The following is a 25,959-nucleotide window of genomic DNA, read 5'->3' on the forward strand; positions in this document are numbered from 1 at the left end:
CGAACGTTAAACACGATAAGGAGCAGATGATGAAGATCGATTTTACGGGGAAAGTCGCGCTGGTGACCGCCTCTACCGGCGGGATCGGCTTCGCCATAGCCCGAGGGCTGGCTGAAAGCGGTGCGGAAGTGATCATCAATGGCCGTAGCACGGAGTCTGTGAATAAAGGTATCCAGCAGCTACAACAGGTTGTGCCTGGGGTGCAGGTACGCGCTGCGATTGCCGACCTCAGCACGGCTGAAGGGGTGGAATCGCTGCTGAACGTGGCGACCCACGTCGACATCCTGGTCAACAATGCCGGCATTTACGGCCAGCAGGATTTTTATGGCACCGACGATGACACCTGGGAGCGTTACTGGCAGACAAACGTGATGTCCGGCGTGCGTATCTCCCGTGCGCTGCTGCCGGGTATGGTGCAGAAAGGCTGGGGACGCGTGGTGTTTATTTCGTCCGAGTCGGCCTGCAATATTCCAGCGGACATGATCCACTATGGCGTGACCAAAACGGCGCAGCTGTCGCTCGCTCGCGGGCTGGCGAAGTTCGTGGCGGGAAGCGGTGTCACGGTGAACAGCGTATTGCCCGGTCCCACCCTTTCAGACGGTTTTGCCGGCATGATGAAAGACGAGATCGAGAGAACCGGCAAATCGCTGGAGGAACTGGCGAAAGAGTTTGTGATGACTCACCGCCCGAGCTCGGTTATCCAGCGTGCCGCGACGGTGGAAGAAGTCGCCAATATGGTGGTGTATGTCTGCTCGCCCCAGGCCTCCGCCACCTCGGGCGCGGCACTGCGCGTCGATGGCGGCGTGGTGGATGACATCATCTGATCCCTCAGACAGAACGGTCTGTGACCCGTCGGGCAGTAATATAGTGCGCCTGCCAGTAGTCATCAGTCAGGGTTGAAACGGTTACGCCCTGGCTGCGTGAGGCATGAATAAACTGGCTATTGCCGATGTACACGCCCACGTGCCTTCGGTCTGGACCGGTCTGAAAGAAGACCAAATCCCCCGCCTTCAGACGGTATTGCGCCACCTTCACGCCGCGATGGATCTGTTCGCCCGTCGTGCGCGGCAGATTAAGGTGCGCCGCATCGCTGAACAGATGCTGCATCAGCGCGGAGCAGTCCACGCCCCGATGCGTGGTCCCGCCCCACTGATAGTGGGTGCCTTTCCACTTCTGGTATTGATCAAGGATCCGGGTACGCAGTGGTCCTGTTTCCTGGTGCAGCAGCGCGGATTTTGCCGGAGAAAGGGCGAGCTCACGGTTCATTGACAGCATTGACGCCGGCAGTTGAAAACTCAATGCCGAAAACGAAGCCAGACTTAACGAGAGGATTGAAATAAGCGATCTAAACGTCATATCAAAATAGATTCAGTGAGTGAATATTTTCCTTACCGGTGGGGGCCAACGTTCCCCCGAAATAGCGCTCAATGTGGCGATAATATAGACAGCTCGCTTTTCAACCAATTATTATTGAGACCAAAAATGGACTCACTTTCCGATCGCAAGATCGCGAAAAAAATGCTCAAGACAGAAGGACAGACAGGGTAAAGCAGGTAAACTAATCAACAGAATGTGTATTTTAGCTAAGACGTATTTATGACCAATATGATTGCCGACGAGGCCGTGGCCAAATCCAACGTGCTCTCCGTCTTCGACTTTGATGGAACACTGACGCACCACGACAGCTTTATCCCTTTCCTGCGTTTTGCCTTTGGTAAACGTTACTTCGCGGGCCGCCTGGTGCGTATGGCCTTACCCACGCTGCACTGCGTGCGTCGTAAGCTGACGCGCGATGAGCTGAAGGAAGTGCTGATTAAAACGTTCCTGACGGGCGTGGATGAACACTGGCTACGCCAGCAGGCGGAAGCGTTTTGCGAAAAATACTGGGACAAGCTGATGCGCCCTGCCGGCGTACTGGCCGTCGCCGCGGAGGTGAATTCCGGTGCGGAAGTGACCATCTGCTCCGCCTCTCCGGCGCTGGTGCTCCAGCCGTGGGCTGACAAGCTGGGGATTAAGCTGATTGGCACACAGCTGGAAGTGAAAGACGGCAAGCTGACCGGGCGTATCACCGGCAACAACTGCCGCTGTGCCCAGAAGGTGGCGAGGCTGGAAAAAGTGTATGGCGATCTGAATAGCTACCACCTGCGCGCGTGGGGCGATACCCGCGGCGACCATGAACTGCTGGCGGCGGCGCAGGATGCACACTGGCGGCACTTCCATCCACCGCGCAAGCGTCGACATTCACCGATTAAGTGTTAGACACTGTCTACCCGAAAACGGCAACCAAAGGTTGCCGTTTTGCTTTTAATGGGCTTCTTTCTTACCCGGGAACATCACGCTGGTGATAATCCCCAGCGCCAGCACGCCAAGCACCACAAACAGGCTTGCCGTGGCACCAATGCTGTAACCGTGGTGCCAGAAGTGATCGGTGGCATTTAATCCGAGCTTGAACGCCACGAAGAACAGCAGCAGCACCACCGCTTTCTCCAGATGCACCAGATACTGCTTCAGCGCTTCCAGCACGAAGTAGAGCGTACGCAAGCCGAGGATGGCGAACATCATTGCGCTGTAAATAATAAGCGGCTCACGGCTGACGGCAATAATGGCCGGCACGGAGTCAAACGCGAACATCACATCAGAGAGTTCCACGACCGCCACGCAAAGCAGCAGCGGCGTTGCGTAGCGTTTCGCCTTCTTCACGCGTCCAACCGTTACGTCCTGGTTTTCAGGTTTCTCCAGCTCCGCGTCCACCTCTTTCTGGGTCAGAATAAAGGCATTGCTGCTGATTTTAGGCCAGACAGGATAGAAGCGTTTCACCAGACGGTAAGCCAGATGGCCGGAGTAATCTTCAACCTCGTCACTCTCTTCATTACGTCTGAGCATCATCACCGCCGTCCAGCCGACGACCAGCGCGAAGATAACCTCGACGTAAGGCCCCAGACTCAACAGGCTGGTCCCGATGGCCACAAAGATACCGCGGAAAACAATCGCCCCGAGCACGCCCCAGTAGAGGACGCGGTGACGATATTTATCCGGCACGCCGAACCAGGCAAAAATCGCCATCATCACAAACAGGTTATCGACGGAGAGCACCTCTTCCAGCGCGTAACCGGTGAGGAACAGGCTTGCCATCTCTGCGCCGTGGTGAACATACAGGAACCCGGCGAAAGCCATGGCCATCATGACCCAGAAGAGGGACCACATGGCAGCGCTTTTCAGCGAGATCGGTTTATCGTGACGGTGCATAAAGAGGTCGATAAACATCGCCCCGACGGCCATCACTACAAAGACAACAACGGTTTCAGTCGGGAAACCGAGATGAGCAGCAGACATACACAACCCTTTTGGCAGACAAAACACAACACCATGCAAACTGGCGTAAACCAGGAACGGAAAGGGGCAGGCTGTTTACCAGCCTTTAACCCTTAAAGCCGCGGCCTTCCAGGCCCGGCAAAGAGAGGTACTTTACCGCACTCCATGGGGTCGCGCATCTGCCGTTTAGGCGCTCATGCCGCGCAAACGCTGCAGTACGGCCACCAGAACCGCCACTGACCAGCCCACCATCAAGGCGCCGACCAGGCCTTCCACACCCCCAATCAGCCGCCAGTGCTGAGGCAACGTGACATCGCCGTATCCCACCGTGGCGTAACTGACCAGCGAAAAGTAGAAGCTGGTGTTCCAGTCGTTAAATGCATCAATAACAAAATAAAACCCGGCGAAGAGACCGGCTTCAAGAAGATGGGCGAAGATCATGGAGATAACGATCCCGACGTTACGCAAAACCACACGCACCGCAGAGCCGACCTCTAAGTTAATGAATTTTAAAACGCAAAACATCCACAGCGAATGGATGACCACCGTAAGGGTAAGCAAAATAATGATGCTGAGTAGCTGCATGAAAGGTGCTCTGACCGGGAAGAAAAATGACCCCACGAACGCAGCGGGGCACCTGGAGCTGTCTGGCCTGGTCGAAGCTTAGTGGATCGGAGGAAAAAAGTTGGTGCAATAATTGCGCTGCGTGATTATCACCCTTTTAGAGTCTCCTCTTTGCGGCTGGTTCGACTGCTGTGAGCGATATATCTGGAGCGCACTATCTGTGAGTCACCTCTTATTTACATCATTTAAACCTTCCATTAACTGGATAAAAAGAACGCGCCGTCGCTATAGTGGTTTTGTTTAATAAAACTCAGTTGTACCTAATAAAACAAAGAACATACCCTGCGAGGACACAATGACAGAACATTTACGTAACGGTGCTACCGCCACCGAGGACATAGAAAGAGAGACGATGCGGAAGGTGATCTGGCGTATTCTCCCGTTTCTGATTGTCAGTTACCTGGTCTCCATTATCGATCGCGGGAATATCGGCATGGCTTCGCTGCAGATGAATGAGGATCTTGGCCTCAGCAAAGCTGCATTTGGCTTCGCCAGCAGTCTTTATTTCGTGGCCTATTTTCTGTTTGAAGTACCCAGCAACCTGGCCATGCAGAAAGTCGGCGCCCGTCTGTGGATCCCGCGCATTATGATCAGTTGGGGCATCGTCTCCATGTGTATGTCCCTGGTGCAGAACACCACGTCGCTCTATATCGTCCGTTTTCTTCTCGGTGCTGCAGAAGCGGGCTTCTTCCCGGGCGTCGTGCTGTATCTGACCTGGTGGATCCCGTCCCGCTACCGCGCACGCATTATTGCGTCCTTTATGGTCGCCATCCCACTCGCTAACTTCATTGGCTCCCCGCTTTCCGGGTTGATACTGTCACTGGATGGCTGGCTGGGTCTTCGCGGCTGGCATCTGCTGTTCATTATTGAAGGCTTGCCGGCGGTGCTGCTGGGTATTGCAGCCTGGTTTATTCTCCGGGATCGCCCTCATCAGGCGAGCTGGCTTAGCAGTGAACAGAAACAATGGCTGGAAACCACGCTGGAAACCGAGCGCAATCAGCAAAAGAATATCGGACACCAGACCACCTGGCAGTTGCTAAAGCATCGCCAAATCTGGCTGATGGCGCTGATTTACGCGGGTGCATCGTCCGCGGGTACCACCATCAGCGTCTGGTCTCCTCAACTGCTGAAATCCTTCCATCTCGATAATCTTGAGACAGGTCTGCTTAACGCCATTCCTTACGGTCTGGCATCTGTTCTCATGATTGTATGGGGACGGAATTCCGATCGTACCAACGAACGCCGCTGGCATACCGCACTCACGCTATTCATAATTGCCGCCGGCGTGTTCGCCGCCTTTGTGAGCGTTTCGCTGTCTGCCACGATCGTTATCCTCAGCATTATGCTGATAGGCGCCTATTCAATGAAAGGGCCTTTCTGGGCGCTGGCGTCCGGTTGGATGAGCAGTACCTCAGCGGCGGCGGGACTGGCCGCGATTGGTGCCATCGCAAACCTGATAGGCGGGGCGGTGATGGTAAACGCGTACGGCATTATCAATGAGCGTACGGGCAGCTACACGCTGGCGATGCTTCCGCTGGCCGCGCTGTGCGTGGCCGGGGGGATAGCGGTGCTCATTATGGGCCGACAGGCCCGCAACGCTCAGCTACACGAAAAACAGGTCACGCATTAGCGTTGACAGAAGCGGGACAATTGTCCCGCTTCTGCATTTAAAGATGTTCTTCCGCCGTATCGCTCGTCTCCCCAAAAAACTGCTGACAGAAGAGCTTACTGGCTCCCATTTTCTGCGACAGACGGCTTGCTGCCGCCTTCATCAACTGACCTATCTCCTTCTCACGACGATCTTCCGTCAGCCGTGAGATGGGGCCGGTCAGGGCTAACGCCGCAACCAGCTTGTCGTGAACGCCGAAGACAGGCATCGCAAACGCAGCGGTGTGGGGATCGCGTGCGCCTGACGTGTAGAATGGGAGTTCAGCGTCTCCCTCCGGCAGGCTCTCATTGAGCCCCCAATGGCGTAATACCTTACTGATGGCCGAATTATCGAGCGGAAACTGGCTACCGGGAAGATTGCTGTGTCGCAGGCCATGCGACGCTTCAGCGCGAAACAGGCAAAGCCGCTGCCCTCCCTCCAGCACATACCAGCTGGCACTCTCCTGAGACGCCAGGGATAAGGCCTGAAGCTCTGGCTGAACCACTCGGGAAAGATGGAAAGATTGTTCATACAGCTTGCCGAGGTAAAGCAGACGTGGGCCGAGCGCATAATTGCCGTCTTCATGCCTGACGACGTAATTCATCCGTTCAAGAGAATTCATCAAGCGGTAAACCGTGGTTTTGTGATAACCCGATAGCTGTGCCAGCGCGGTCAGCGTCAGGCTCTCATCTCCAGGACGGAAGCAATCCAGTAAAGCCAGCGCTTTTTCAACCGCTACAACGCCTTCATTCCCCATCATTATCTCCTTGTTAGCCCGGCAGTGAGTGTACCTCAAATTTTGTGAGTCACTTCGTGTTTACATCACAAACGCCATCTTGGGTCTGGCTAAAAGGAAAGCAACACCGCTATAGTTGTTTTGCACTGTACACCTGCATTGTACTTAGTAAAACAATATGGAGGCATTCATGTCCGTTACTGAAAAAAAACCGATTAATCGCCAGTTTGATCGCGTTTCTGCCGAGGACGTTCGCCGGGCTGCCGAGTATCAGGCCGCTATTCTGGCCGACGTGGCCGGTCGCCGCGGTACGCTTCATGGCCGCATCAAACCGCTGGCTCCACACATGTCCGTTGCGGGTCCGGCCATCACCGTTGAAGTCCGTCCGGGTGATAATCTGGCGATTCATGCCGCGATGGCGGTGGCGCAGCCCGGCGATGTCCTGATCGTCGATGGCAAAGGCGACCTGAGCTGCGCACTGCTTGGGGAAATCATGGCCACTCAGGCTCAGGCGAGCGGCATTGCGGGCATTATTATTGACGGCGCTGTACGAGACGCCGATACCTTGAGCAAAGGTCACTACCCTGTCTTTTCTGCCGGTCTGAATCCCTGCGGCCCGACAAAGCTAATTTCTGGTCGGGTTAATCATCCCATTTCAGTCGCCGGGGCGACGGTTCAGGCCGGGGATCTGGTTGTCGCGGATATCGACGGCGTGGTAGTCATCCCGCGCGATGAGGTTCAGGAAGTTATCGCGCTGGCAAAAGGAAAGCTGGAGATGGAGACCCGACGCCTTGCCGCCATCCGTGAAGGCGATTTACGTCCACACTGGCTTGATGACGCGCTTCGTAAGGCAGGTATGTTAGATGACGGGGAGACGCTGTGATGGGGGGCAAAGACGTAGTTCTGGTTACTGGAAGCGACCTGGCGGAGCAGGCCATGGTGATGTTGCAGGGCTTTGAGGTGGTGTTTGCGGGCCGCCAGCCCACAGAAGATGAACTGATCGCGCTGTGTGAACGACACAATCCTGTGGCGATTCTGGTACGTTACGGCAAGATTACCGCGAAAGTCATGGATGCCGCCCCCGCTCTGCAGGTTATTTCCAAGCACGGAAGCGGGATCGATGTGATAGACCAGACGGCAGCGGCCGAGCGCAACATCGCCGTCCGCGCTGCGCCAGGTGCAAACGCGGCGGCAGTGGCTGAACATACCTGGGCGCAGATCCTCGCCTGCGCAAAGTCGGTGGTACCTCTGGACAAGCGCCTGCGAGACGGGCACTGGGATAAGGCAACGCATAAATCCATTGAACTGGAGGGCTTAACATTAGGGCTCATCGGATTGGGTGCTATCGGCTCGCGTGTGGCACATATTGGCCACGCATTCGGCATGAAGGTGCTGGCTTACGATCCCTATGCTAAGTCCATGCCTGCCCTGTGCGAACGCGCAGAAACGCTGAAAGGACTTCTTTCCCGTTCCGATGTCATCTCTTTGCACTGTCCGCTGACCGATGAGAATCGGGGGATGATCAATAGCCAGACGCTCGCACACTGCAAGCGGAACGCAATTCTGGTAAATACGGCACGCGGCGGACTGATCGACGATGAATCGTTACTGGCGGCGCTCAGGGATGGCACGCTGCACAGCGCAGCGCTGGACAGCTTTACCCACGAGCCGCTGACGGCGCCGCACCTCTGGCAGTCCGTAGAAAACGTGGTTATTTCACCGCATATTGGCGGCGTTACCGCAGCGTCATATATCAAGATGGGGACCGTGGCTGCGAGCAATATTCTTGCTGTAACAGACGTAACCACCGTCAGCCCGTAAAGCCAACTGTGACGAGTGGCAGTGCTCTTATGTCACTTGTCTTCTGCCAGCGCCTGAGCACACGCCCAGGCACTTGCCCATGCCCACTGGAAATTGTATCCGCCGAGCCAGCCGGTCACATCCATCACCTCACCAATAAAATAGAGCCCCGGCACGTTGCGCGCTTCCATGGTGCGTGAGGAGAGTTCATGGGTGTCGACCCCGCCAAGCGTCACTTCCGCCGTGCGGTAGCCTTCGGTGCCGTTGGGCTGCACCCGCCAGGCTGTCAGCGTCTCAACCAGCACCGCCTGTTCGCGGCTGTTAAGCTGCTTGAGCGACACATCCGGGATCTGCCCCAGCACCTGCAAACATTCCACCAGACGTTTTGGCAACTGCATGGCCAGCGTGTTTTTCAGGCTTTGATTCGGGTGCGCCGCGCGTTGCTCGTTGAGGAAAGCCTCCAGGTCGCAATCGGGTAGCAGGTTAACCGTGACAAACTCCCCCGGCTGCCAGTAGCTGGAGATTTGCAGTACCGCCGGGCCGGAAAGACCACGGTGGGTAAACAGCAGATTTTCACGGAACACCGTACCGTCTTCAGCCGTAATGACCGACGGAACCGAGACGCCAGAAAGCGTCTGGAGCTGTTCCAGCAGGGGCTTATGCAGGGTGAACGGTACCAGCCCCGCACGGGTGGGCAGCACGTTCAGGCCAAACTGTTCGGCAACCTTGTAGCCGAATGGTGAAGCACCGAGCCCCGGCATGGAGAGGCCACCGCTGGCAATCACCAGGTTATCGGCGCTGACGCTTTCCCCGTTTAACTGCAGCGTGTAGCCCTGCTCATCGCGGGACACCTCCAGCACTTCCGTGCGCAGGCGCATCACCACGCCGCCCTTCTCGCACTCGGCCACCAGCATATCGACAATCTGCTGGGCGGAGTCATCACAGAACAGCTGGCCCAGCGTCTTCTCATGCCATGCGATACCGTGCTTACCCACCAGGTCGATAAAGTCCCACTGGGTGTAACGCGCCAGGGCCGATTTGCAAAAATGACGGTTCTGGCTCAGATAAGCTGCGGGTTCGACGTAGAGATTTGTAAAGTTGCAGCGCCCGCCACCGGACATCAGAATTTTACGTCCTGGCTTTTTACCGTTATCCAGCAACAGCACGCGACGACCCGCCTGTCCGGCCATCGCCGCACAAAACATACCCGCCGCACCGGCGCCAATTACCACGGCATCAAACCTTTCCACGTCAAAATCCTCTTCGTTAACTGCCGCGGATTGTAAAGTTTCCTCTGTGGTCACACCAGCGTAATTAACCGAGATATCAGTCATATACTTGAAATATAAAATATATTTCTTTACCTAACGCCAACAAAGCCGAAGTTATATCAAAAAAAAGCTATATTTCACTTTGCCCGCCGCGCATTTGTCCTGGATAATGCGCCGCGTTCATGTCCTCAAAATGGCGTAACGTCCTATGCTACATTTGTTTACTGGCCTGGATTTACATACCGGGCTTTTATTATTGCTTGCTCTGGTTTTTGTACTGTTTTACGAAGCGATCAACGGCTTCCACGACACTGCAAACGCAGTAGCAACGGTTATCTACACTCGCGCAATGCGATCGCAGCTTGCGGTTGTTATGGCGGCGGTATTTAACTTTTTTGGTGTTCTTCTGGGTGGACTGAGCGTTGCATATGCGATCGTGCATATGTTGCCAACGGATCTGCTTCTCAACGTTAGTTCTGGCCATGGCCTCGCTATGGTGTTCTCAATGCTGCTTGCTGCAATTATCTGGAACCTCGGTACCTGGTATTTCGGCCTGCCTGCATCCAGTTCTCACACCCTCATCGGCGCGATTATCGGTATTGGGTTAACGAATGCCCTCATGACCGGTACCTCGGTTGTTGATGCGTTAAACATCCCGAAAGTGCTGGGAATTTTCGCCTCACTGATTGTCTCCCCTATCGTGGGTCTGGTGGTCGCAGGCGGATTAATTTTCATCCTGCGTCGTTACTGGAGCAATACGAAAAAACGCTCCCGTATTCACCTGACGCCGGCAGAGCGTGAGAAGAAAGACGGCAAGAAAAAGCCGCCATTCTGGACGCGGATTGCCCTGATCCTTTCCGCTATCGGCGTTGCCTTCTCTCACGGCGCGAACGACGGTCAGAAAGGCATTGGTCTGGTAATGCTGGTACTGATTGGCGTCGCACCGGCGGGATTCGTGGTTAACATGAACGCCTCCGGTTACGAAATCACCCGTACCCGTGATGCGGTGAACAACGTTGAAATCTATTTCCAGCAACACCCTGAGCTGCTGAAGAAGGCAACCGGCGTTGACCAGTTGATCCCTTCTCCTGAAGCAGGCGCTACCACTGCGCCGGGCGAATTCCACTGCCATCCGGCAAACGCGATTAACGCGCTGGAACGTGCCAAAGGCATGCTGGGTAATATCGAAAGCTACGACAAACTGTCCGTTGAGCAACGTGGTCAACTGCGTCGCATTATGCTGTGCATCTCTGATGTCACGGATAAAGTGGCGAAGCTGCCAGAAGTGAATGCTGACGACCAGCGTCTGCTGAAGAAACTGAAAGGCGATATGCTCAATACTATTGAGTACGCGCCAATCTGGATCATCATGGCTGTCGCACTGGCTCTCGGTATCGGTACGATGATTGGCTGGCGTCGTGTGGCGACCACCATCGGCGAGAAGATCGGTAAGAAAGGCATGACGTATGCGCAGGGTATGTCCGCGCAGATGACGGCGGCGGTTTCAATCGGTCTGGCGAGCTATACCGGTATGCCAGTTTCGACCACCCACGTACTCTCCTCTTCCGTGGCAGGGACCATGATTGTTGACGGCGGCGGTCTGCAACGCAAAACCGTGACCAACATTCTGATGGCCTGGGTATTTACCCTTCCGGCCTCTATCCTGCTGTCGGGTGGGTTGTACTGGATTTCGCTGAAGCTTATCTAATCGGCAGAACGCGATAAAAAAGCGGGTCAGGAAACTGACCCGCTTTTTTTATGCTCAGTGCCAAATCATCAAGGCAATCATGCTGACCACAACCAGACCACACAGGGCGCTGGTTAAAATGAACTGACGGCGAAGACGCTCGCAACGGCGAATAAACTCTTCATCGTGGTGATCGCGATAGCGCTGGTAATAGATATACCCTACCAGACGCATCTGCTTGCTGGGCTGTCCGTGCGAGGTGAAGAACCCTCCACCGTCCACATACTGATAAAGCAACGGATCGCAACCACGAAGTACCACTAACAGCGCACGTAACGATGAGAAGTAGCGCGCCATATTCACTATGCAAACCACGCATAACGCCCAAAACAATGCGACGGTGCTAATCATACATCCTCCCCGGCGTACGCCCACGAAGCAAGGCCTCTGAGCTACCGCACTCCAGTGCCCTGACAGACAGTTCAGTGAAAGAATGAACAAAAGTCGATCCGGTTCGCGTTTTAATATCCGAACGGCTCATTAAATAGTGTAGGAGATCCGTTAATTTTTTTGCCACAAGGTTAATCGTTATCAACACCAAAGCTTGAAAAATATGTTTTACTGGGCCGTAATGAAAGCATCAGACGACGGCTTTTCCATTTAGTCATCGATAACTTAAGGAAGGAGTAACACTATGGCTTACAAACACATTCTCATCGCGGTAGACCTCTCTCCGGAGAGTAAAGTGCTGGTTGATAAAGCGGTATCCATGGCACGCCCTTACAACGCGAAAGTTTCTCTTATCCACGTTGATGTGAATTACTCCGACCTCTATACCGGTCTGATTGACGTCAATCTCGGTGATATGCAGAAACGCATCTCTGAAGAGACACACCACGCCCTGAGCGAACTGTCCACCAACGCGGGCTACCCTATCACCGAAACCTTAAGCGGCAGCGGCGATCTGGGTCAGGTGCTGGTTGATGCGATTAAGAAATACGATATGGACCTGGTCGTTTGTGGTCACCACCAGGACTTCTGGAGCAAACTGATGTCTTCAGCGCGTCAGCTGATTAACACCGTTCATGTGGATATGCTGATTGTTCCACTGCGTGACGAAGAAGACGAGTAAGTCTGCTTTCCCTCTCCCAAAGGGAGAGGGAACCGTTCGAGCCTCTTTCCAGCGCGGGTTGGGGTGACGGCATTAAACCGCACACCCTAACCTTCCTGTTCCGTCGTCCCCGAATAAATATCAAACCGGTGCCCTTTGGTAACCACCGCATTGGCCGTCGCCACGTCCGCCAGCGGCGGCGCATAGTCCGGACGTTTCACCACCACGCGCTTCGTGGCTAGCTGACGAGCAGGCGCCAGCAAACCATCCGCGTCTAAATCCGGCCCGACCAGCGACTGGAACACCCGCATCTCCTTCTTCACCAGCGCGCTTTTCTGCTTATGCGGGAACATCGGGTCGAGATAGACCACCTGCGGACGCGGAGTGATATCGGTCAGCGCCGTCAGGCTGGAGGCGTGAATCAACTGCAAGCGTGCCTGCAGCCACGGTCCAATCTCCGGGTCGGCATAGCCGCGCGTCAGCCCGTCGTCGAGCAGCGCGGCCACGACCGGATTGCGCTCCAGCATCCGCACGTGACACCCTACCGAGGCCAGCACAAACGCATCGCGCCCTAAACCCGCCGTGGCATCCACCACGTCCGGAAGATAGCTTCCTTTGACGCCAACCGCTTTGGCAACCGCTTCACCGCGACCGCCGCCGAACTTGCGCCGGTGCGCCATGGCGCCCCCCACAAAATCGACAAATATCCCGCCGAGCCTGGGTTCGTCACGCTTACGTAATTCCAGATGCGCCGGCGTCATCACCAGCGCCATCAGGTTTTCATCATCATGCTCCAGCCCCCAGCGGGCGGCCAGAACAGATAAGGCGCCGTCTCCGGCGCCTGTTTCATCGACTAAACAGATCTTCACGTAACGGTTAGCCTTTAATCCCGTAGTGCTCAAGCATCGCATCCAGCTGCGGCTCGCGGCCACGGAAGCGTTTGAACAGCACCATTGGCTCTTCAGAACCGCCGCGCGTCAGGATGTTATCAAGGAACGACTGGCCGGTTTCACGGTTGAAAATGCCCTCTTCTTCAAAGCGAGAGAACGCATCCGCCGCCAGCACGTCGGCCCACAGGTAGCTGTAATAGCCTGCCGCATAGCCGCCCGCGAAGATATGGCTGAACGCGTGCGGGAAGCGGCCCCAGGTTGGGCCAGGAATAACGGCGACCTGCTTTTTGATCTCGGCCAGCGTCTCGAGGATTTTCGCCCCCTGCTCCGGACTAAACTCGGCGTGCAGACGGAAGTCGAACAGGCCGAACTCCAGCTGGCGCAGGATAAACATCGCCGCCTGGTAGTTTTTCGCCGCCAGCATTTTATCCAGCAGTTCTTTCGGCAGCGGTTCGCCGGTTTCGTAATGGCCGGAGATGAACGCCAGCGCGTCCGGCTCCCAGCACCAGTTTTCCATAAACTGGCTTGGCAGTTCGACCGCATCCCATGGCACACCGCTGATACCGGCAACGCCTGCGGTTTCAATACGGGTCAGCATATGGTGCAGGCCGTGACCGAATTCGTGGAACAGGGTAATCACTTCGTCATGGGTAAACAGCGCAGGTTTGCCATTCACCGGACGGTTGAAGTTACAGGTCAGGTACGCCACCGGCTTCTGCAGGGAACCGTCCGCTTTACGCATCTGCCCGACGCAATCATCCATCCATGCACCGCCGCGTTTGTTCTCGCGAGCGTACAGATCCAGGTAGAAGCTCCCGCGCAGCTCGTTCTTCTCGTCATACAGTTCGAAGAAGCGCACGTCCGGATGCCAGACGTCGATGTCGGTACGTTCTTTGGCGGTGATCCCGTAAATGCGTTTAACCACTTCAAACAGACCGTTAACGGCTTTGTTTTCCGGGAAGTAAGGACGCAGCTGCTCATCGCTGATGCTGTAAAGGTGCTGTTTCTGTTTTTCACTGTACCAGGCGATATCCCACGGCTGCAGCTCGTCGACACCGTATTCCGCTTTCGCGAAGGCGCGCAGCTGTGCCAGCTCTTTCTCGCCCTGCGGACGCGCACGTTTCGCCAGGTCAGTCAGGAAATCGAGGACCTGCTGTGGATTTTCCGCCATTTTGGTGGCGAGGGATTTGGAAGCGTAGCTCTCAAAGCCCAGCAGCTGTGCCAGCTCGTGACGCAGCGCGAGGATTTCAGCCATCACCGGGCTGTTATCCCACTTACCGGCATTCGGGCCCTGATCGGAAGCGCGGGTGCTGTAAGCACGGTACATCTCTTCGCGCAGCGCCTGATTGTCGCAGTAGGTCATGACCGGCAGGTAGCTCGGGATGTCCAGGGTTAAGAGGAAGCCTTCCTGCTCTTTCGCTTCGGCCTGCGCTTTCGCCGCCGCCAGCGCGCTTTCCGGCATACCGGCCAGCTCGGCTTCGTCGGTAATCAGCTTCGTCCAGCCCATGGTCGCGTCCAGCACGTTGTTGCTGTACTGGTTGCCCAGCTCAGACAGACGGGCCGCAATTTCACCGTAACGGGTCTGTTTCTCTTTCGGCAAACCAATACCGGAGAGTTCGAAATCACGCAGAGCGTTATCGACCGATTTTTTCTGCGCGGTGTTGAGTTCGGCATAGTGGTCGCCATCGCGCAGGTCGCGATAGGCTTTGTACAACCCCTCGTGTTGACCAACCCAGGTGCTGTACTCAGAGAGCAACGGCAGGGTTTGTTCATACGCTTCACGGAGTTCCGGGCTGTTTTTCACTGAATTCAGATGGCTTACCGGGGAGAAGAGGCGTCCCAGCACGTCATCCACTTCGGCCAGCGGCTGACACAGATTTTCCCAGGTGTACGGCGCGCCCTGCGCCACCACGCTTTCTACCGCCGCTCGGCAGTTGTCCAGCGCCTGTGTTACGGCTGGAACCACATGCTCAGGGCGGATTTTAGAAAACGGTGGCAACGAAAAAGGCGTCAGTAATGGATTGGTCATAAACGCTGTCCTGTTGAATAAGATGAATGAAGCGCGCATCCGGCGCTGTGCATATGCGATCTAGAATGGGGATAAGTGTAGAGGATTTCAATGCCAGACGTTGCGCTTTCGCGGCAGGATAAACTTTTCTGTATACTGTGGCGATACGCTCTATTTTTGCCCGATGGCGCTACGCTTATCAGGCCTACGTTTACTACCTGGAACACAATCATTCATGCTCAGTTATCGCCACAGCTTTCACGCAGGCAACCACGCCGACGTCCTTAAACACACCGTTCAGAGCCTGATTATTGAATCACTTAAAGAGAAAGATAAACCGTTTCTCTATCTGGACACCCACGCGGGCGCGGGACGTTATCAGCTGAGCGGCGAACATGCCGAACGCACCGGGGAATACCTGGAAGGGATCGCCCGCATCTGGCAGCAGGACGACCTGCCGGCAGAGCTGGAGCCCTACATTGGTGTGGTGAATCATTTTAACCGCAACGGCCAGCTGCGCTACTACCCTGGCTCGCCGTTGATTGCCCGCCAGCTGCTGCGCGAGCAGGACAGCCTTCAACTGACCGAGCTGCACCCAAGCGACTTCCCGCTGCTGCGTTCTGAATTCCAGAAAGACAGCCGCGCCCGTGTGGAAAAGGCGGATGGCTACCAGCAGCTGAAGGCCAAACTGCCGCCGGTATCCCGTCGCGGTCTGGTGCTGATCGACCCGCCTTATGAGATCAAAACCGACTATCAGGCGGTAGTGAGCGGTATTAACGACGGCTACAAACGCTTTGCGACGGGCACCTATGCCCTGTGGTATCCGGTGGTGCTGCGTGCGCAAATTAAACGCATGATCAAAGACCTGGAAGCGACCGGTATCCGCAAAATTCTGCAAATTGAACTGGCCGTACGCCCGGACAGCGACCAGCGCGGCATGACCGCTTCCGGCATGATTGTGATTAACCCGCCATGGAAGCTCGAAGCGCAGATGAACAACGTGCTGCCGTGGCTGCACAAGACGCTGGTGCCGGCCGGAACGGGCCATGCCACCGTCAGTTGGATCGTGCCGGAGTAATCGCAGTCATCGGTGGAAACTATTGATTTCAGGTATACAATCGCGGCAATTCACGATTAAGGATAAAAGCTATGACTAAGCATTATGACTACATCGCAATCGGCGGCGGCAGCGGCGGCATCGCCTCCATCAACCGCGCGGCCATGTATGGCCAGAAATGTGCGCTGATCGAAGCCAAAGCGCTGGGCGGCACCTGCGTCAACGTGGGTTGTGTACCGAAGAAAGTGATGTGGCATGCGGCCCAAATCCGTGAAGCAATCCATATGTATGGCCCGGATTACGGCTTTGACACCACCATCAATAACTTTGACTGGAACAAGCTGATCGCCAGCCGTACAGCCTATATCGACCGTATTCATACCTCGTACGACAATGTGCTGGGCAAGAACAACGTCGATGTTATTCATGGTTTTGCGCGCTTTGTTGATGCGAAGACGATCGAAGTTAACGGTGAGACGATCACTGCCGATCACATCCTGATCGCGACCGGCGGGCGTCCGAGCCACCCGGATATTCCCGGTGTGGAATACGGTATCGACTCCGACGGTTTCTTCGAGCTGCCTGCTCTGCCAGAACGTGTTGCCGTGGTGGGCGCGGGATACATCGCCGTAGAACTGGCCGGTGTGATTAATGGCCTGGGCGCAGAAACGCACCTGTTCGTGCGTAAACACGCGCCGCTGCGCAACTTTGACCCGCTGATCGTCGATACGCTGGTCGAAGTGATGAATACCGAAGGCCCAACGCTGCACACCCACGCCGTGCCAAAAGCGGTCGTGAAAAATGCAGACGGTAGCCTGACGCTTGAGCTGGAAGATGGCCGTAGCCAGACCGTGGATTGCCTGATCTGGGCGATTGGTCGTGAACCGGCTAACGACAACTTCAACCTGGCGGCGACGGGCGTTAAAACCGATGAGAAAGGGTATATCGTTGTCGATAAATTCCAGAACACCAGCGTTCCGGGCATTTACGCGGTGGGCGATAACACCGGTGCGGTCGAACTGACGCCGGTTGCGGTTGCCGCAGGCCGTCGCCTCTCTGAGCGTCTGTTTAACAACAAACCGGAAGAGCATCTGGACTACAGTAACATTCCGACCGTGGTCTTCAGCCACCCGCCAATCGGCACAGTGGGCTTAACAGAACCTCAGGCGCGCGAGCAGTATGGCGACGACCAGGTGAAAGTGTATAAATCCGCGTTCACCGCGATGTATACCGCCGTCACCTCTCACCGTCAGCCATGCCGCATGAAGCTGGTCTGCGTGGGTCCGGAAGAGAAGATTGTCGGTATCCACGGCATTGGCTTTGGCATGGACGAGATCCTGCAGGGCTTCGCCGTGGCGCTAAAAATGGGTGCCACCAAGAAAGACTTCGATAACACCGTTGCGATCCACCCGACAGCGGCCGAGGAATTTGTCACCATGCGTTAAGCAAAATGCCCCTCTGCGGAGGGGCGTTTGTTTCAGACATAAATGGTTGCACAACGAATGCTCTGAATTATTTGCCCCATAAATCTGTCTAAAAATCCCTTTTAGCCTTTATTTTTCAGCGAATTACTGTTTTAACTCCGCAAATACCCCGCGCTTAAAAACGTGATCAACCGCACATTTCCCTCAGCCAACACCGAAGCGAATGTCTACGCTTATAAGACGCCCGGAAAAAACTGTTATTTTGAACACACAACCGGAGGTCCTTATCGCCATGTTCAACCAGAAACTACAGGCTGCCGAGAACATCGAGTTCGAGATTGCAGAAGAGCTGCGCTACGAGACCGATCCCTGCGAGTTAAAACTGGATGAAATGATTGAGGCGGAGCCGGAACCCGAAATGATTGAGGGGCTACCCGCCTCTGATGCTCTGACGCCCGCCGATCGCTATCTGGAACTGTTCGAGCACGTGCAGTCGACACGGCTGTTTGCGGACAGCAAAACCTTCCCCGACTGTGCCCCGAAGATGGATCCTCTGGATATTCTGATCCGCTATCGCAAGGTCAGGCGCCACCGGGATTTCGACCTGCGCCGGTTCGTGGAGAACCACTTCTGGCTGCCAGAGACCTATACCACGGAATATGTCTCCGACCCCGGCCTGTCGCTAAAAGAGCACATTGACAGCCTGTGGCCCGTGCTGACGCGCGAGCCGCAGGACCACATCCCCTGGTCTTCTCTGCTGGCGCTGCCGCAGGCCTATATCGTGCCCGGCGGGCGTTTTAGCGAGACCTATTACTGGGATTCCTACTTCTCCATGCTGGGTCTGGCAGAGAGCGGACGTAACGATCTGCTGAAATGTATGGCGGATAACTTCGCGTGGTTGATTGAACGCTACGGCCATATCCCGAACGGTAACCGTACCTATTATCTCAGCCGCTCCCAGCCGCCGGTATTTGCCCTGATGGTAGAGCTGTTTGAAGAGGATGGTGTGCGCGGTGCAAAGCGCTACCTTGAACACCTCAAAATGGAGCATGCCTTCTGGATGGACGGGGCGGAATCGCTGCTGCTTAATCAGGCCTATCGCAGCGCGGTGCGTATGCCGGATGGCTCGCTGTTAAACCGCTACTGGGACGACCGTGACACGCCGCGTGATGAATCATGGATTGAGGATGTGGAAACCGCCCGTCACTCTGGTCGTCCGCCGAATGAGGTTTATCGCGATTTGCGCGCAGGCGCGGCCTCCGGCTGGGATTACTCCTCGCGCTGGCTGCGGGAGCCTGGCCGACTTGCCAGCATCCGCACCACGCAGTTTATTCCTATCGATTTGAACGCGTTCCTGTTCAAGCTGGAAAGCGCGATCGCCAATATTTCGGCATCGAAAGGGGATAAAGAGACCGCGGAACTGTTCCGCCAGAAAGCCAGCGATCGCCGCGCCGCGGTGAACCGGTATCTGTGGGATGACGAGAATGGCTGTTACCGTGACTACGACTGGCGCCGCGAGGTCATGGCGCTGTTCTCAGCGGCGAGCATTGTGCCGCTGTACGTTGGCATGGCGACCCACGAGCAGGCTGAACGCTTGTCGGATGCGGTAAAAGCACGTCTGCTGACGCCGGGCGGGATTCTGGCCACCGAGTACGAGACCGGCGAGCAGTGGGATAAACCCAACGGCTGGGCGCCGCTGCAGTGGATGGCGATTCAGGGCTTCAAACAGTACGGCAATGACTCGCTGGGCGATGAGATTGCCTGGAGCTGGCTGCAGACGGTGAATCATTTCTATAAAGCTCACCATAAGCTGATTGAGAAATATCACATCGCCAGCAGTACGCCGCGCGAAGGGGGCGGGGGTGAGTACCCGCTGCAGGATGGCTTCGGCTGGACTAACGGCGTGGTACGGCGGTTGATAGGGTTGTATGGGGAGCCGTGACCTTCTGTGGTCTGATGCCCGTATCCATCCCTCTCCTGCCGGGAGAGGGAGAAGACAGGATTAACGAATCACTTCATAAATGGCGGTCTGGATGGACTGCCATTTTTTTGTGGTGGCATCCGGCTGTGACTGTGCCCGACGCGTCGCCATATCCAGATCATGCTGCTGGCGCTTCACCACGGCAGGCACGGTGCAAAACGCTTTCAGATACTGTTTACGCATTGACGTCAGGGACTCGCCATTCGACATGGCATGGCTTAGCGTGTTGATAAAGCGCCGGCACGGCTTCTGTTCCACCATGTTCTGTCGGTAGCGCAACATCAGCTCCAGAACGTCGTCATAGTCAGCCGACATCGCCTCTTCCGTCCAGGAGAGCTTCCAGTCCATCCCTCCCTGCAAAAACAGCAGTGCCACCCGGGTATCATTGCGGTTAATCGCCGAGCGGAAATTATTCTCGTCCCAGGTCACGCCCATGCGCGACAGCGTCTCGCGCGAGGACGGGGTTTCGCGCATCTCCTGAGGCTGGGCCGTTTCTGCAACGTTCCCGGCTGCAGGCTGGGGTTTACTGCTGGTTACCAGCCAGAAGCCGCCCGCCACAATGGCAATCACCATCACGCCAACCGCCCCCCATAACGCGCCGGAAATAAGCTGCTCACGCTGTTCTGGCGTGCGCGGTGCGCGCTGGGTCGGTTTTTCAATCGTGTCACGAACCTCAAAGAGATCCCCGCCGGTCACACGATCCATTTTCTGCGCCTTTTCCCAGAAAGCATGCAGCTCGCTGGCATCCACAGCCATCAGTCCGGCCGGGTTGACGCGGGTTCTCCCCTCTTCAAAAGCACGTTGAACCGGTCGGGTGATCTGCGTGTAGTAGTTATCCAGCAGCTGGATTTGCGCCGAACTTAACGCTTTCTGCACGGTAATATTGTTACGGATTTGCCGAATATCATCGAGGAAGGTTTGCAGGGTTTTCCGCGGTTCCACCATCAGCGTGAGCATTGACGGATCGTTAAACAGCGAGGCGTAGTAGCGGCTGAACTCTTTTTTATCCACCAGCATCTGTGCCAGCTCACTGAACATCATGCCGCTCAGCACATCATTGATGTCACCAAGCTTCAGCCAGCGCCGCACGCGGTCCGCGTTAAACAGAGTTTTAAGATGGTTATTCAGCCGCACCTGATCGGGCCAGGCCTGCTGGATGAGCCCTTTTATCATCAACTCAATTGTACGCACCTGCTTGTGCGCCTGTTGTTGCTGGAGTTCACTGCCAGGCGCCACTTCGGTGCTGTAGGTCAGAAGAGGCTGCTGCAAACGAAGGTGCTCCAGGGTGGTCACAAACCGCATCGCGGCAATCAGCTGGTTTTCACTGACATCCTGACCGCTTTCGTACTGAGGAACACGCTGCTGAAGCAGACGCAATTGTAGCGTGAATTCGGACATCTCCGCGTCATTCAAATTGAGCGTCTTCGCAACCGCATTCCAGCCCCCCAGGCCTAAACGCGCGCTGTCCAGTTGTTCCAGAAACCAGCGTGGATCTTTTCCCTCAGAAACATGTACATTCAGGAGAAGTAAAATTTCAACCGAGGCCTGGCGAATAACCGCCAGACAGTGTTCGAACTGTTCGCGGATAGGGTGTGCTGTGCTGAGAGTCATTGTTTTCCTTAAGCGACAACGAAGACAACCAGAATGGGCCCGTAATGGCCGTTTTTCTTTTTATTTATACGAGGTTAACCATACCTGACTTTCTGTTGAAATAAAGTGACACCACGAAAATCATTTTAAATGTTTCAGGAGAATCTGAATGCCTGTCTTAACGACATCGCGTCTTATCTGTTCGCCGCTGCAAGACCTTGACTGGACCTTTTTCCTGGCGTTACAGCACGACCCCGAGGTGATGCGTTTTGTCGCGGAAGATCGCCCCGTGGAGGCGATCCGCGAGGCGTTCGAATCTCGTCTGACGCCCTGGACGCCGGGCAGCGCGCACTGGCTTTGCCTCGTTGTGCGTGACGCCACCTCCGGCGTACCGCTCGGCGTCACCGGTTATATTCATCGCGATGACGATTGCGCGGAAGTGGGTTTTCTTTTTGCACCTGCGGCCCAGGGGAAAGGCTACGGCTTCGAATCGCTGCAGGCGCTGTGCGGTTACGCCTTTCATCAGGGCGGCATACGCCGCCTCACCGCCACCGTCACGGCGGGGAATATCGCCTCCAGACGCCTGCTGGAAAAAACGGGCTTTCGTCTGGAGGGCGAGTTACGCGAGAGTTATTACCTTGGCGGACAATGGCATAATGACTGGCTGTTCGGTTTATTGAAGCAGGAATATCTCAGCAATCATTCCTGATCTATAGCCATTTGGCGGATATTTTGCGCGTGTCGTTTCCTCTACAATATTGCCATTAAGAGGAAACGAATATGAAAGGTCATGCGCTGAAGATATCTTCTGCCGCCATTGCGTTAATAAAAAAACACCAGGGGCTTTCTCTGGAGAAATATCGTGATGAAAACGGTTTATGGGTTATTGGCTATGGCCATGTTATTCGCCAGGGCGAATGTTTTCAGCGTCTTATCACGCCGCTACAGGCTGAATATTTACTTCACGATGATATTCAGCTGTGCGAAACGCTGCTGCGGGAAAAATTTAAACGCCCGTTAACCCAACAGCAGCACGACGCGCTGGTGTTAATGATGCTCAGTTTCGGTGAGACGACCTCACTCCCGACCGCAATTCTTCAGGCCGTCGCCCGGGTATAGTACATCGCGGCCTGGGTTCTGTTTTTCACCTCCAGGCGGCGGAAAAGCGCTTCCAGGTGCGCTTTCACCGTGGCGGCGCTGATGTTGAGATTGCGTCCGATCTCTTTGTTGGACTCCCCCGCCGCCAGTAATTTCAGGACTTCGCGCTGGCGTTCGCTTAAGGATAATAACGCCTGCGGCGCCGACGGTTGCCTCACCCACTCACCGGGGAAGCACACCATTCCTCGGGAGACCGAATCCAGCACCGCGGAAAAGCGCTCCGGGTGCGCATTGCGGGGAACAATGGCCATCACGTTTCGCTGCAGCAATTGTTCAACCCATCGGGCCTCTTTTTTAGCCAGAACCATTACCACGCGTATCGTCGGAAAACGCTGCATGATCGCTTCCAACCAGGCGATCCCCTCATCCTCAATTAAATTCCCGTCAATCATGACGATAGCCGAGGGTGACGCTGAAATTTGCGCCCGTAAATCTTCTGCCTGACAGCTTCCCGTAATATTTATTTCCGGAATTAATTTCTGAAGACTGTGTATCGCTCCGTGAATAAACAGGGACTGCCTGTCAAACATAATTACCCGCATCGTTTTTCTCCCTCTGAGAGTCGCGAAGGGAGATTCTACAGAGGCATTATTTAAGAAAAAACTCAATGAACGGAGACGTTACAAATCCACCAGTGTTATTTATATCTCCCATTATCTGGACACATTCAATTTGAGGATTTCCTTAAGAGGTTCCATCCCCTTAAGCGAAGGCATCACAGGAACATACCGCCTGATACTTCAATACGCTGCGCATTCATCCAGCCCAGTTTATCGCTGAGCAGCGCCGCAATGGCATCACCGATATCATCCGGCAGCCCTACGCGCCCGAGCGCCGTCTGCGATGCCAGCATCTGGTTAAGCTGCGCGTTGTCACGCACGCGTCCGCCGCCAAAGTCGGTTTCTATCGCACCGGGAGCAATGATATTGACGGAGATACCGCGCGCGCCCAGCTCTTTCGCCTGGTAGCGGGTCAGCACTTCCATCGCCCCTTTCATTGCCGCATAGGTGCCGGAACCGGGTTGCGTAAAACGGGCTAGCCCGCTGGAGACGTTCAGGATCCGCCCACCGTCGTTCAGCAAGGGAAGCAAACGCTGCGTCAGGAAAAAAGGCCCTTTGAAATGGATATTCAGCGCCTCATCAAACTGGGCTTCCGTTGTCTCGGCATAGGGCGCGTACAAGCCCGTCCCGGCGTTGTTTAATAAATAATCAAAGGTTTCACGCTGCCATACGGTATTAAGGATTTCCTGAAGCTGAGCGGCAAAAAGGTCGAAACTGGCAACATCTCCGACGTTGAGCTGCAATGCGGCCGCGTTAACGCCTTTTTGCTGAATTTCGCGCACAACATCCAGCGCGTCCTGTTGGCTTCGGTTATAGGTCAGGATAATTCCCGTTCCGTCTGCTGCCAGCTTTAAGGCCGCGTTTTTACCCAGACCACGGCTACCACCTGTGACTAATGCAATACGTTCAGACATAAGAAACCTCGTTTTGACTGTCGTGGAGATTGAGAAAGAGCTTATTAGGTGATAGAAGATCAATAAAGATGTCGCAGAGCGCTTCACTGTTTCAATTGCAACAACAATGAGCTTCGTCTATGGATAAAATTCACGCAATGCAGCTGTTTGTTCGTGTCGCGGAACTGGAGAGTTTTTCCCGGGCGGCGGAGTCACTGACGCTGCCGAAAGGCAGTGTTTCGCGGCAAATTCAGGCGCTGGAAAACCGACTGGGAACCCAGCTATTGCACCGAACCACGCGTCGCGTAAGCCTGACGCAGGACGGCATGGTGTATTACGAGCGGGCAAAAGATCTTCTGACAAACCTGGATGAACTGGACGGTATGTTCCAGCATGACCCCTCCACCATCAGCGGTCGGTTACGCGTGGATATGCCCGTCAGCGTTGCTCGAAATTTAGTCATCCCCAAACTGCCTGCTTTTCTGCAGCAATATCCGGGCATCGAGCTGGAACTTAGCAGCAGCGATCGCCTGGTGGATGTTATTCGTGAAGGGTTTGATTGTGTGGTACGCGTCGGCGCGCTCAAAGACTCGGGACTTATCGCCCGCCCGCTGGGCAAGCTGTCGGTGATTAACTGCGCCAGCCCGGATTATGTCACGCGTTTTGGCTATCCGGAAACGCTGGAAGATTTGGGTTCACACGCCGTCATTCACTACGCCGCCACGCTGGGAACACGTCCCCAGGGCTTTGAGTTTTATAACGGCACGTCGACGCAGTGGGTGAAGACGGGCGGGGTTTTGACCGTCAACAGCACAGAAACGTATCAGGCGGCCTGCATCGCCGGACTGGGTATTATCCAGGTGCCGCGCGTTGGCGTGCGTGACGCTCTGCGCACCAGGAAGTTGATTGAAGTTCTCCCGCAGTACCGGGCGGAACCGATGCCGGTATCGCTGATTTATCCCCACCGGCGCAACCTCTCCCGTCGGGTACATCTGTTTATGGAGTGGCTTACTGCACTCACAAAAGCTTACGTGGATTAGTCGCAAGCTATAATTCAATAACATCCAGCCAAACGAAAAGGAAAAGTCGCGTGACGCCGGAAAACAACCCGCAACGACCTACCCAACATTTAGATTACGAACCCATCCAGAAGATGGAAACCGGGCCTGAAGAAGTAAAAATGCCAGGCACCGCCAGCAAAGCGCTGGGGACTGTCACCAGCCTGGCAGAGCGGATACAGCAGTTCCCCATGATTGCGCACCTGATACGCGCGACAGAGCGGTTTAATGACCGCATGGGTAACCAGTTTGGGGCTGCCATCACCTATTTCTCTTTTTTATCGATGATCCCGATCCTGATGGTGTCCTTTGCCGCAGCCGGTTTTGTGCTCGCGTCACACCCAACGCTGCTGCAGGATATCTTCAATAAAATCCTGAATAACGTCAGTGATCCGACCCTCGCCACCACGCTCAAAAACACCATTAATACCGCCGTACAGCAACGTACGACGGTCGGTATCGTCGGTCTGTTGATTGCCCTTTACTCCGGGATTAACTGGATGGGCAACCTCCGCGAGGCCATTCGTGCCCAGTCGCGCGAGGTGTGGGAGCGTAAGCCTCAGGACCAGGAGAAAATCTGGGTTAAGTATCTTCGCGACTTTGTTTCGCTGATTGGCCTGCTCGTCGCGCTGATTGTGACGCTCTCCATCACCTCTGTCGCCGGTTCGGCGCAGCAGATGATTATCTCTGCGCTCTATCTGGATTACATCGAGTGGCTGAAGCCCGCGTGGCGCGGCATTGGACTGGCTATTTCCATCTTCGCCAACTATCTGCTGTTCTTCTGGATCTTCTGGCGCTTGCCCCGCCATCGTCCGCGTAAGAAGGCGCTGATCCGCGGCACATTGATTGCGGCGATAGGCTTTGAAGTGATCAAAATTGTGATGACTTACACTCTGCCATCGCTGGTGAAATCCCCTTCTGGCGCGGCGTTTGGCTCGGTGCTGGGGCTGATGGCGTTCTTCTACTTCTTCGCCCGCCTGACCTTGTTCTGCGCGGCATGGATTGCCACCGCCGAGTACAAAGACGACCCGCGCATGCCGGGTAAAACACACCGATAACGTCTCTCCCGGGCTGAAACTTCAGCCCGATTCATCATTTCAGCATATAAATCCAGTCCGTAACTTTTATTTAACCAAAAACCAGTTTTATCA

At 55.3% G+C, this 25,959-nt stretch carries 25 protein-coding genes; 14 read left to right on the forward strand and 11 right to left on the reverse strand.

Features of this window, described 5'->3' with window-relative positions; all coding sequences use genetic code 11:
- Positions 1-29: 29 nt before the first annotated feature.
- On the forward strand, positions 30-824 hold the full coding sequence (locus tag BJ887_RS22760) for an SDR family NAD(P)-dependent oxidoreductase (RefSeq protein ID WP_025202822.1): 795 nt from the start codon (positions 30-32) through the stop codon (positions 822-824).
- A 4-nt stretch (positions 825-828) separates the two neighbouring features.
- Here the strand turns inward: BJ887_RS22760 and BJ887_RS22765 are convergent, their stop codons facing one another.
- Positions 829-1,356, reverse strand: a complete 528-nt coding sequence (locus BJ887_RS22765) for an NlpC/P60 family protein (RefSeq protein ID WP_020884511.1) — start codon at positions 1,354-1,356, stop codon at positions 829-831.
- Between the two features lie 240 nt (positions 1,357-1,596).
- On the opposite strand from BJ887_RS22765, the gene BJ887_RS22770 reads away from it, so the two are divergent.
- Positions 1,597-2,259 carry an HAD family hydrolase gene (locus tag BJ887_RS22770; RefSeq protein ID WP_014172059.1) on the forward strand — a complete coding sequence of 221 codons (663 nt, stop codon included), beginning with the start codon at positions 1,597-1,599 and terminating at the stop codon, positions 2,257-2,259.
- A 45-nt stretch (positions 2,260-2,304) separates the two neighbouring features.
- On the opposite strand, the gene BJ887_RS22775 is transcribed toward BJ887_RS22770, so the two are convergent.
- Both BJ887_RS22775 and BJ887_RS22780 read right to left on the reverse strand, forming a co-directional pair.
- On the reverse strand, positions 2,305-3,333 hold the full coding sequence (locus tag BJ887_RS22775) for a TerC/Alx family metal homeostasis membrane protein (protein ID WP_025202820.1): 1,029 nt from the start codon (positions 3,331-3,333) through the stop codon (positions 2,305-2,307).
- Positions 3,334-3,498: 165 nt separating this feature from the next.
- Positions 3,499-3,897 (reverse strand): potassium channel family protein, encoded by a 399-nt coding sequence (locus tag BJ887_RS22780; protein ID WP_032680118.1) that lies wholly within the window; start codon positions 3,895-3,897, stop codon positions 3,499-3,501.
- A gap of 334 nt (positions 3,898-4,231) precedes the next feature.
- On the opposite strand from BJ887_RS22780, the gene BJ887_RS22785 reads away from it, so the two are divergent.
- Positions 4,232-5,566 carry an MFS transporter gene (locus BJ887_RS22785; protein WP_014172063.1) on the forward strand — a complete coding sequence of 445 codons (1,335 nt, stop codon included), beginning with the start codon at positions 4,232-4,234 and terminating at the stop codon, positions 5,564-5,566.
- Positions 5,567-5,603: 37 nt separating this feature from the next.
- Here BJ887_RS22785 and BJ887_RS22790 read toward each other — a convergent pair whose 3' ends face one another.
- Positions 5,604-6,341, reverse strand: coding sequence for an IclR family transcriptional regulator (locus BJ887_RS22790; protein ID WP_020884507.1), 738 nt, complete (start codon positions 6,339-6,341; stop codon positions 5,604-5,606).
- Positions 6,342-6,510: 169 nt separating this feature from the next.
- Here BJ887_RS22790 and BJ887_RS22795 point away from each other — a divergent pair, with 169 nt between their 5' ends.
- Together BJ887_RS22795 and BJ887_RS22800 are read left to right on the forward strand one after the other, a co-directional pair.
- Positions 6,511-7,203: an RraA family protein gene (locus BJ887_RS22795; protein ID WP_025202818.1), complete on the forward strand. Its 693-nt coding sequence runs from the start codon at positions 6,511-6,513 to the stop codon at positions 7,201-7,203.
- Complete coding sequence (locus BJ887_RS22800) at positions 7,203-8,141, forward strand: NAD(P)-dependent oxidoreductase (RefSeq protein WP_025202817.1); 939 nt, start codon at positions 7,203-7,205, stop codon at positions 8,139-8,141. Before BJ887_RS22795 ends, BJ887_RS22800 begins: the two co-directional genes overlap by 1 nt.
- 32 nt (positions 8,142-8,173) lie before the next feature.
- On the opposite strand, the gene BJ887_RS22805 is transcribed toward BJ887_RS22800, so the two are convergent.
- Positions 8,174-9,370, reverse strand: a complete 1,197-nt coding sequence (locus BJ887_RS22805) for an NAD(P)/FAD-dependent oxidoreductase (protein WP_121340497.1) — start codon at positions 9,368-9,370, stop codon at positions 8,174-8,176.
- Between the two features lie 229 nt (positions 9,371-9,599).
- Between BJ887_RS22805 and pitA the strand changes: the two genes are divergently transcribed.
- Entirely contained in the window at positions 9,600-11,099 is a 1,500-nt protein-coding gene (gene pitA, locus BJ887_RS22810) for an inorganic phosphate transporter PitA (RefSeq protein WP_121340486.1), read from the forward strand.
- Between the two features lie 54 nt (positions 11,100-11,153).
- On the opposite strand, the gene uspB is transcribed toward pitA, so the two are convergent.
- Entirely contained in the window at positions 11,154-11,489 is a 336-nt protein-coding gene (gene uspB, locus BJ887_RS22815; RefSeq protein ID WP_003861224.1) for a universal stress protein UspB, read from the reverse strand.
- 283 nt (positions 11,490-11,772) lie between these two features.
- On the opposite strand from uspB, the gene uspA reads away from it, so the two are divergent.
- Positions 11,773-12,210, forward strand: a complete 438-nt coding sequence (gene uspA, locus BJ887_RS22820; RefSeq protein WP_003861223.1) for a universal stress protein UspA — start codon at positions 11,773-11,775, stop codon at positions 12,208-12,210.
- An 86-nt stretch (positions 12,211-12,296) separates the two neighbouring features.
- Here uspA and rsmJ read toward each other — a convergent pair whose 3' ends face one another.
- Both rsmJ and prlC read right to left on the reverse strand, forming a co-directional pair.
- Complete coding sequence (rsmJ, locus tag BJ887_RS22825) at positions 12,297-13,058, reverse strand: 16S rRNA (guanine(1516)-N(2))-methyltransferase RsmJ (RefSeq protein WP_121340487.1); 762 nt, start codon at positions 13,056-13,058, stop codon at positions 12,297-12,299.
- Positions 13,059-13,065: 7 nt separating this feature from the next.
- Positions 13,066-15,108, reverse strand: a complete 2,043-nt coding sequence (prlC, locus tag BJ887_RS22830) for an oligopeptidase A (RefSeq protein WP_032680115.1) — start codon at positions 15,106-15,108, stop codon at positions 13,066-13,068.
- Between the two features lie 214 nt (positions 15,109-15,322).
- On the opposite strand from prlC, the gene BJ887_RS22835 reads away from it, so the two are divergent.
- From BJ887_RS22835 to BJ887_RS22845, 3 genes are all read left to right on the forward strand, one after another.
- Complete coding sequence (locus BJ887_RS22835; RefSeq protein WP_020884500.1) at positions 15,323-16,165, forward strand: 23S rRNA (adenine(2030)-N(6))-methyltransferase RlmJ; 843 nt, start codon at positions 15,323-15,325, stop codon at positions 16,163-16,165.
- Between the two features lie 71 nt (positions 16,166-16,236).
- Complete coding sequence (gorA, locus tag BJ887_RS22840) at positions 16,237-17,589, forward strand: glutathione-disulfide reductase (RefSeq protein WP_032680113.1); 1,353 nt, start codon at positions 16,237-16,239, stop codon at positions 17,587-17,589.
- 271 nt (positions 17,590-17,860) lie between these two features.
- A complete protein-coding gene (locus tag BJ887_RS22845; RefSeq protein ID WP_020884498.1) occupies positions 17,861-19,510 on the forward strand; it encodes an alpha,alpha-trehalase in 1,650 nt (549 codons plus the stop codon).
- Positions 19,511-19,570: 60 nt separating this feature from the next.
- Here the strand turns inward: BJ887_RS22845 and BJ887_RS22850 are convergent, their stop codons facing one another.
- Positions 19,571-21,160: an STY4199 family HEPN domain-containing protein gene (locus BJ887_RS22850; RefSeq protein ID WP_121340488.1), complete on the reverse strand. Its 1,590-nt coding sequence runs from the start codon at positions 21,158-21,160 to the stop codon at positions 19,571-19,573.
- A 148-nt stretch (positions 21,161-21,308) separates the two neighbouring features.
- Between BJ887_RS22850 and BJ887_RS22855 the strand changes: the two genes are divergently transcribed.
- Entirely contained in the window at positions 21,309-21,848 is a 540-nt protein-coding gene (locus BJ887_RS22855; protein ID WP_047742644.1) for a GNAT family N-acetyltransferase, read from the forward strand.
- A 71-nt stretch (positions 21,849-21,919) separates the two neighbouring features.
- Entirely contained in the window at positions 21,920-22,258 is a 339-nt protein-coding gene (locus BJ887_RS22860; RefSeq protein WP_014172077.1) for a lysozyme, read from the forward strand.
- Here the strand turns inward: BJ887_RS22860 and BJ887_RS22865 are convergent.
- On the reverse strand, positions 22,237-22,839 hold the full coding sequence (locus BJ887_RS22865) for a response regulator transcription factor (protein WP_041162899.1): 603 nt from the start codon (positions 22,837-22,839) through the stop codon (positions 22,237-22,239). The two genes, BJ887_RS22860 and BJ887_RS22865, sit on opposite strands and share 22 nt — an antisense overlap.
- A 173-nt stretch (positions 22,840-23,012) precedes the next feature.
- A complete protein-coding gene (locus tag BJ887_RS22870; RefSeq protein ID WP_121340489.1) occupies positions 23,013-23,771 on the reverse strand; it encodes an SDR family NAD(P)-dependent oxidoreductase in 759 nt (252 codons plus the stop codon).
- A 119-nt stretch (positions 23,772-23,890) separates the two neighbouring features.
- Between BJ887_RS22870 and BJ887_RS22875 the strand changes: the two genes are divergently transcribed.
- Both BJ887_RS22875 and yhjD read left to right on the forward strand, forming a co-directional pair.
- Positions 23,891-24,790: a LysR family transcriptional regulator gene (locus tag BJ887_RS22875; RefSeq protein ID WP_014172080.1), complete on the forward strand. Its 900-nt coding sequence runs from the start codon at positions 23,891-23,893 to the stop codon at positions 24,788-24,790.
- Positions 24,791-24,840: 50 nt separating this feature from the next.
- The gene (yhjD, locus tag BJ887_RS22880) at positions 24,841-25,866 is read left to right on the forward strand and encodes an inner membrane protein YhjD (RefSeq protein WP_020884492.1); all 1,026 of its coding nucleotides are present in this window, start codon (positions 24,841-24,843) and stop codon (positions 25,864-25,866) included.
- Positions 25,867-25,959 lie beyond the last annotated feature (93 nt).

The organism is Enterobacter sp. WPR_3_1 (assembly GCF_003635055.1).
GTDB classification, from domain to species: domain Bacteria; phylum Pseudomonadota; class Gammaproteobacteria; order Enterobacterales; family Enterobacteriaceae; genus Enterobacter; species Enterobacter ludwigii.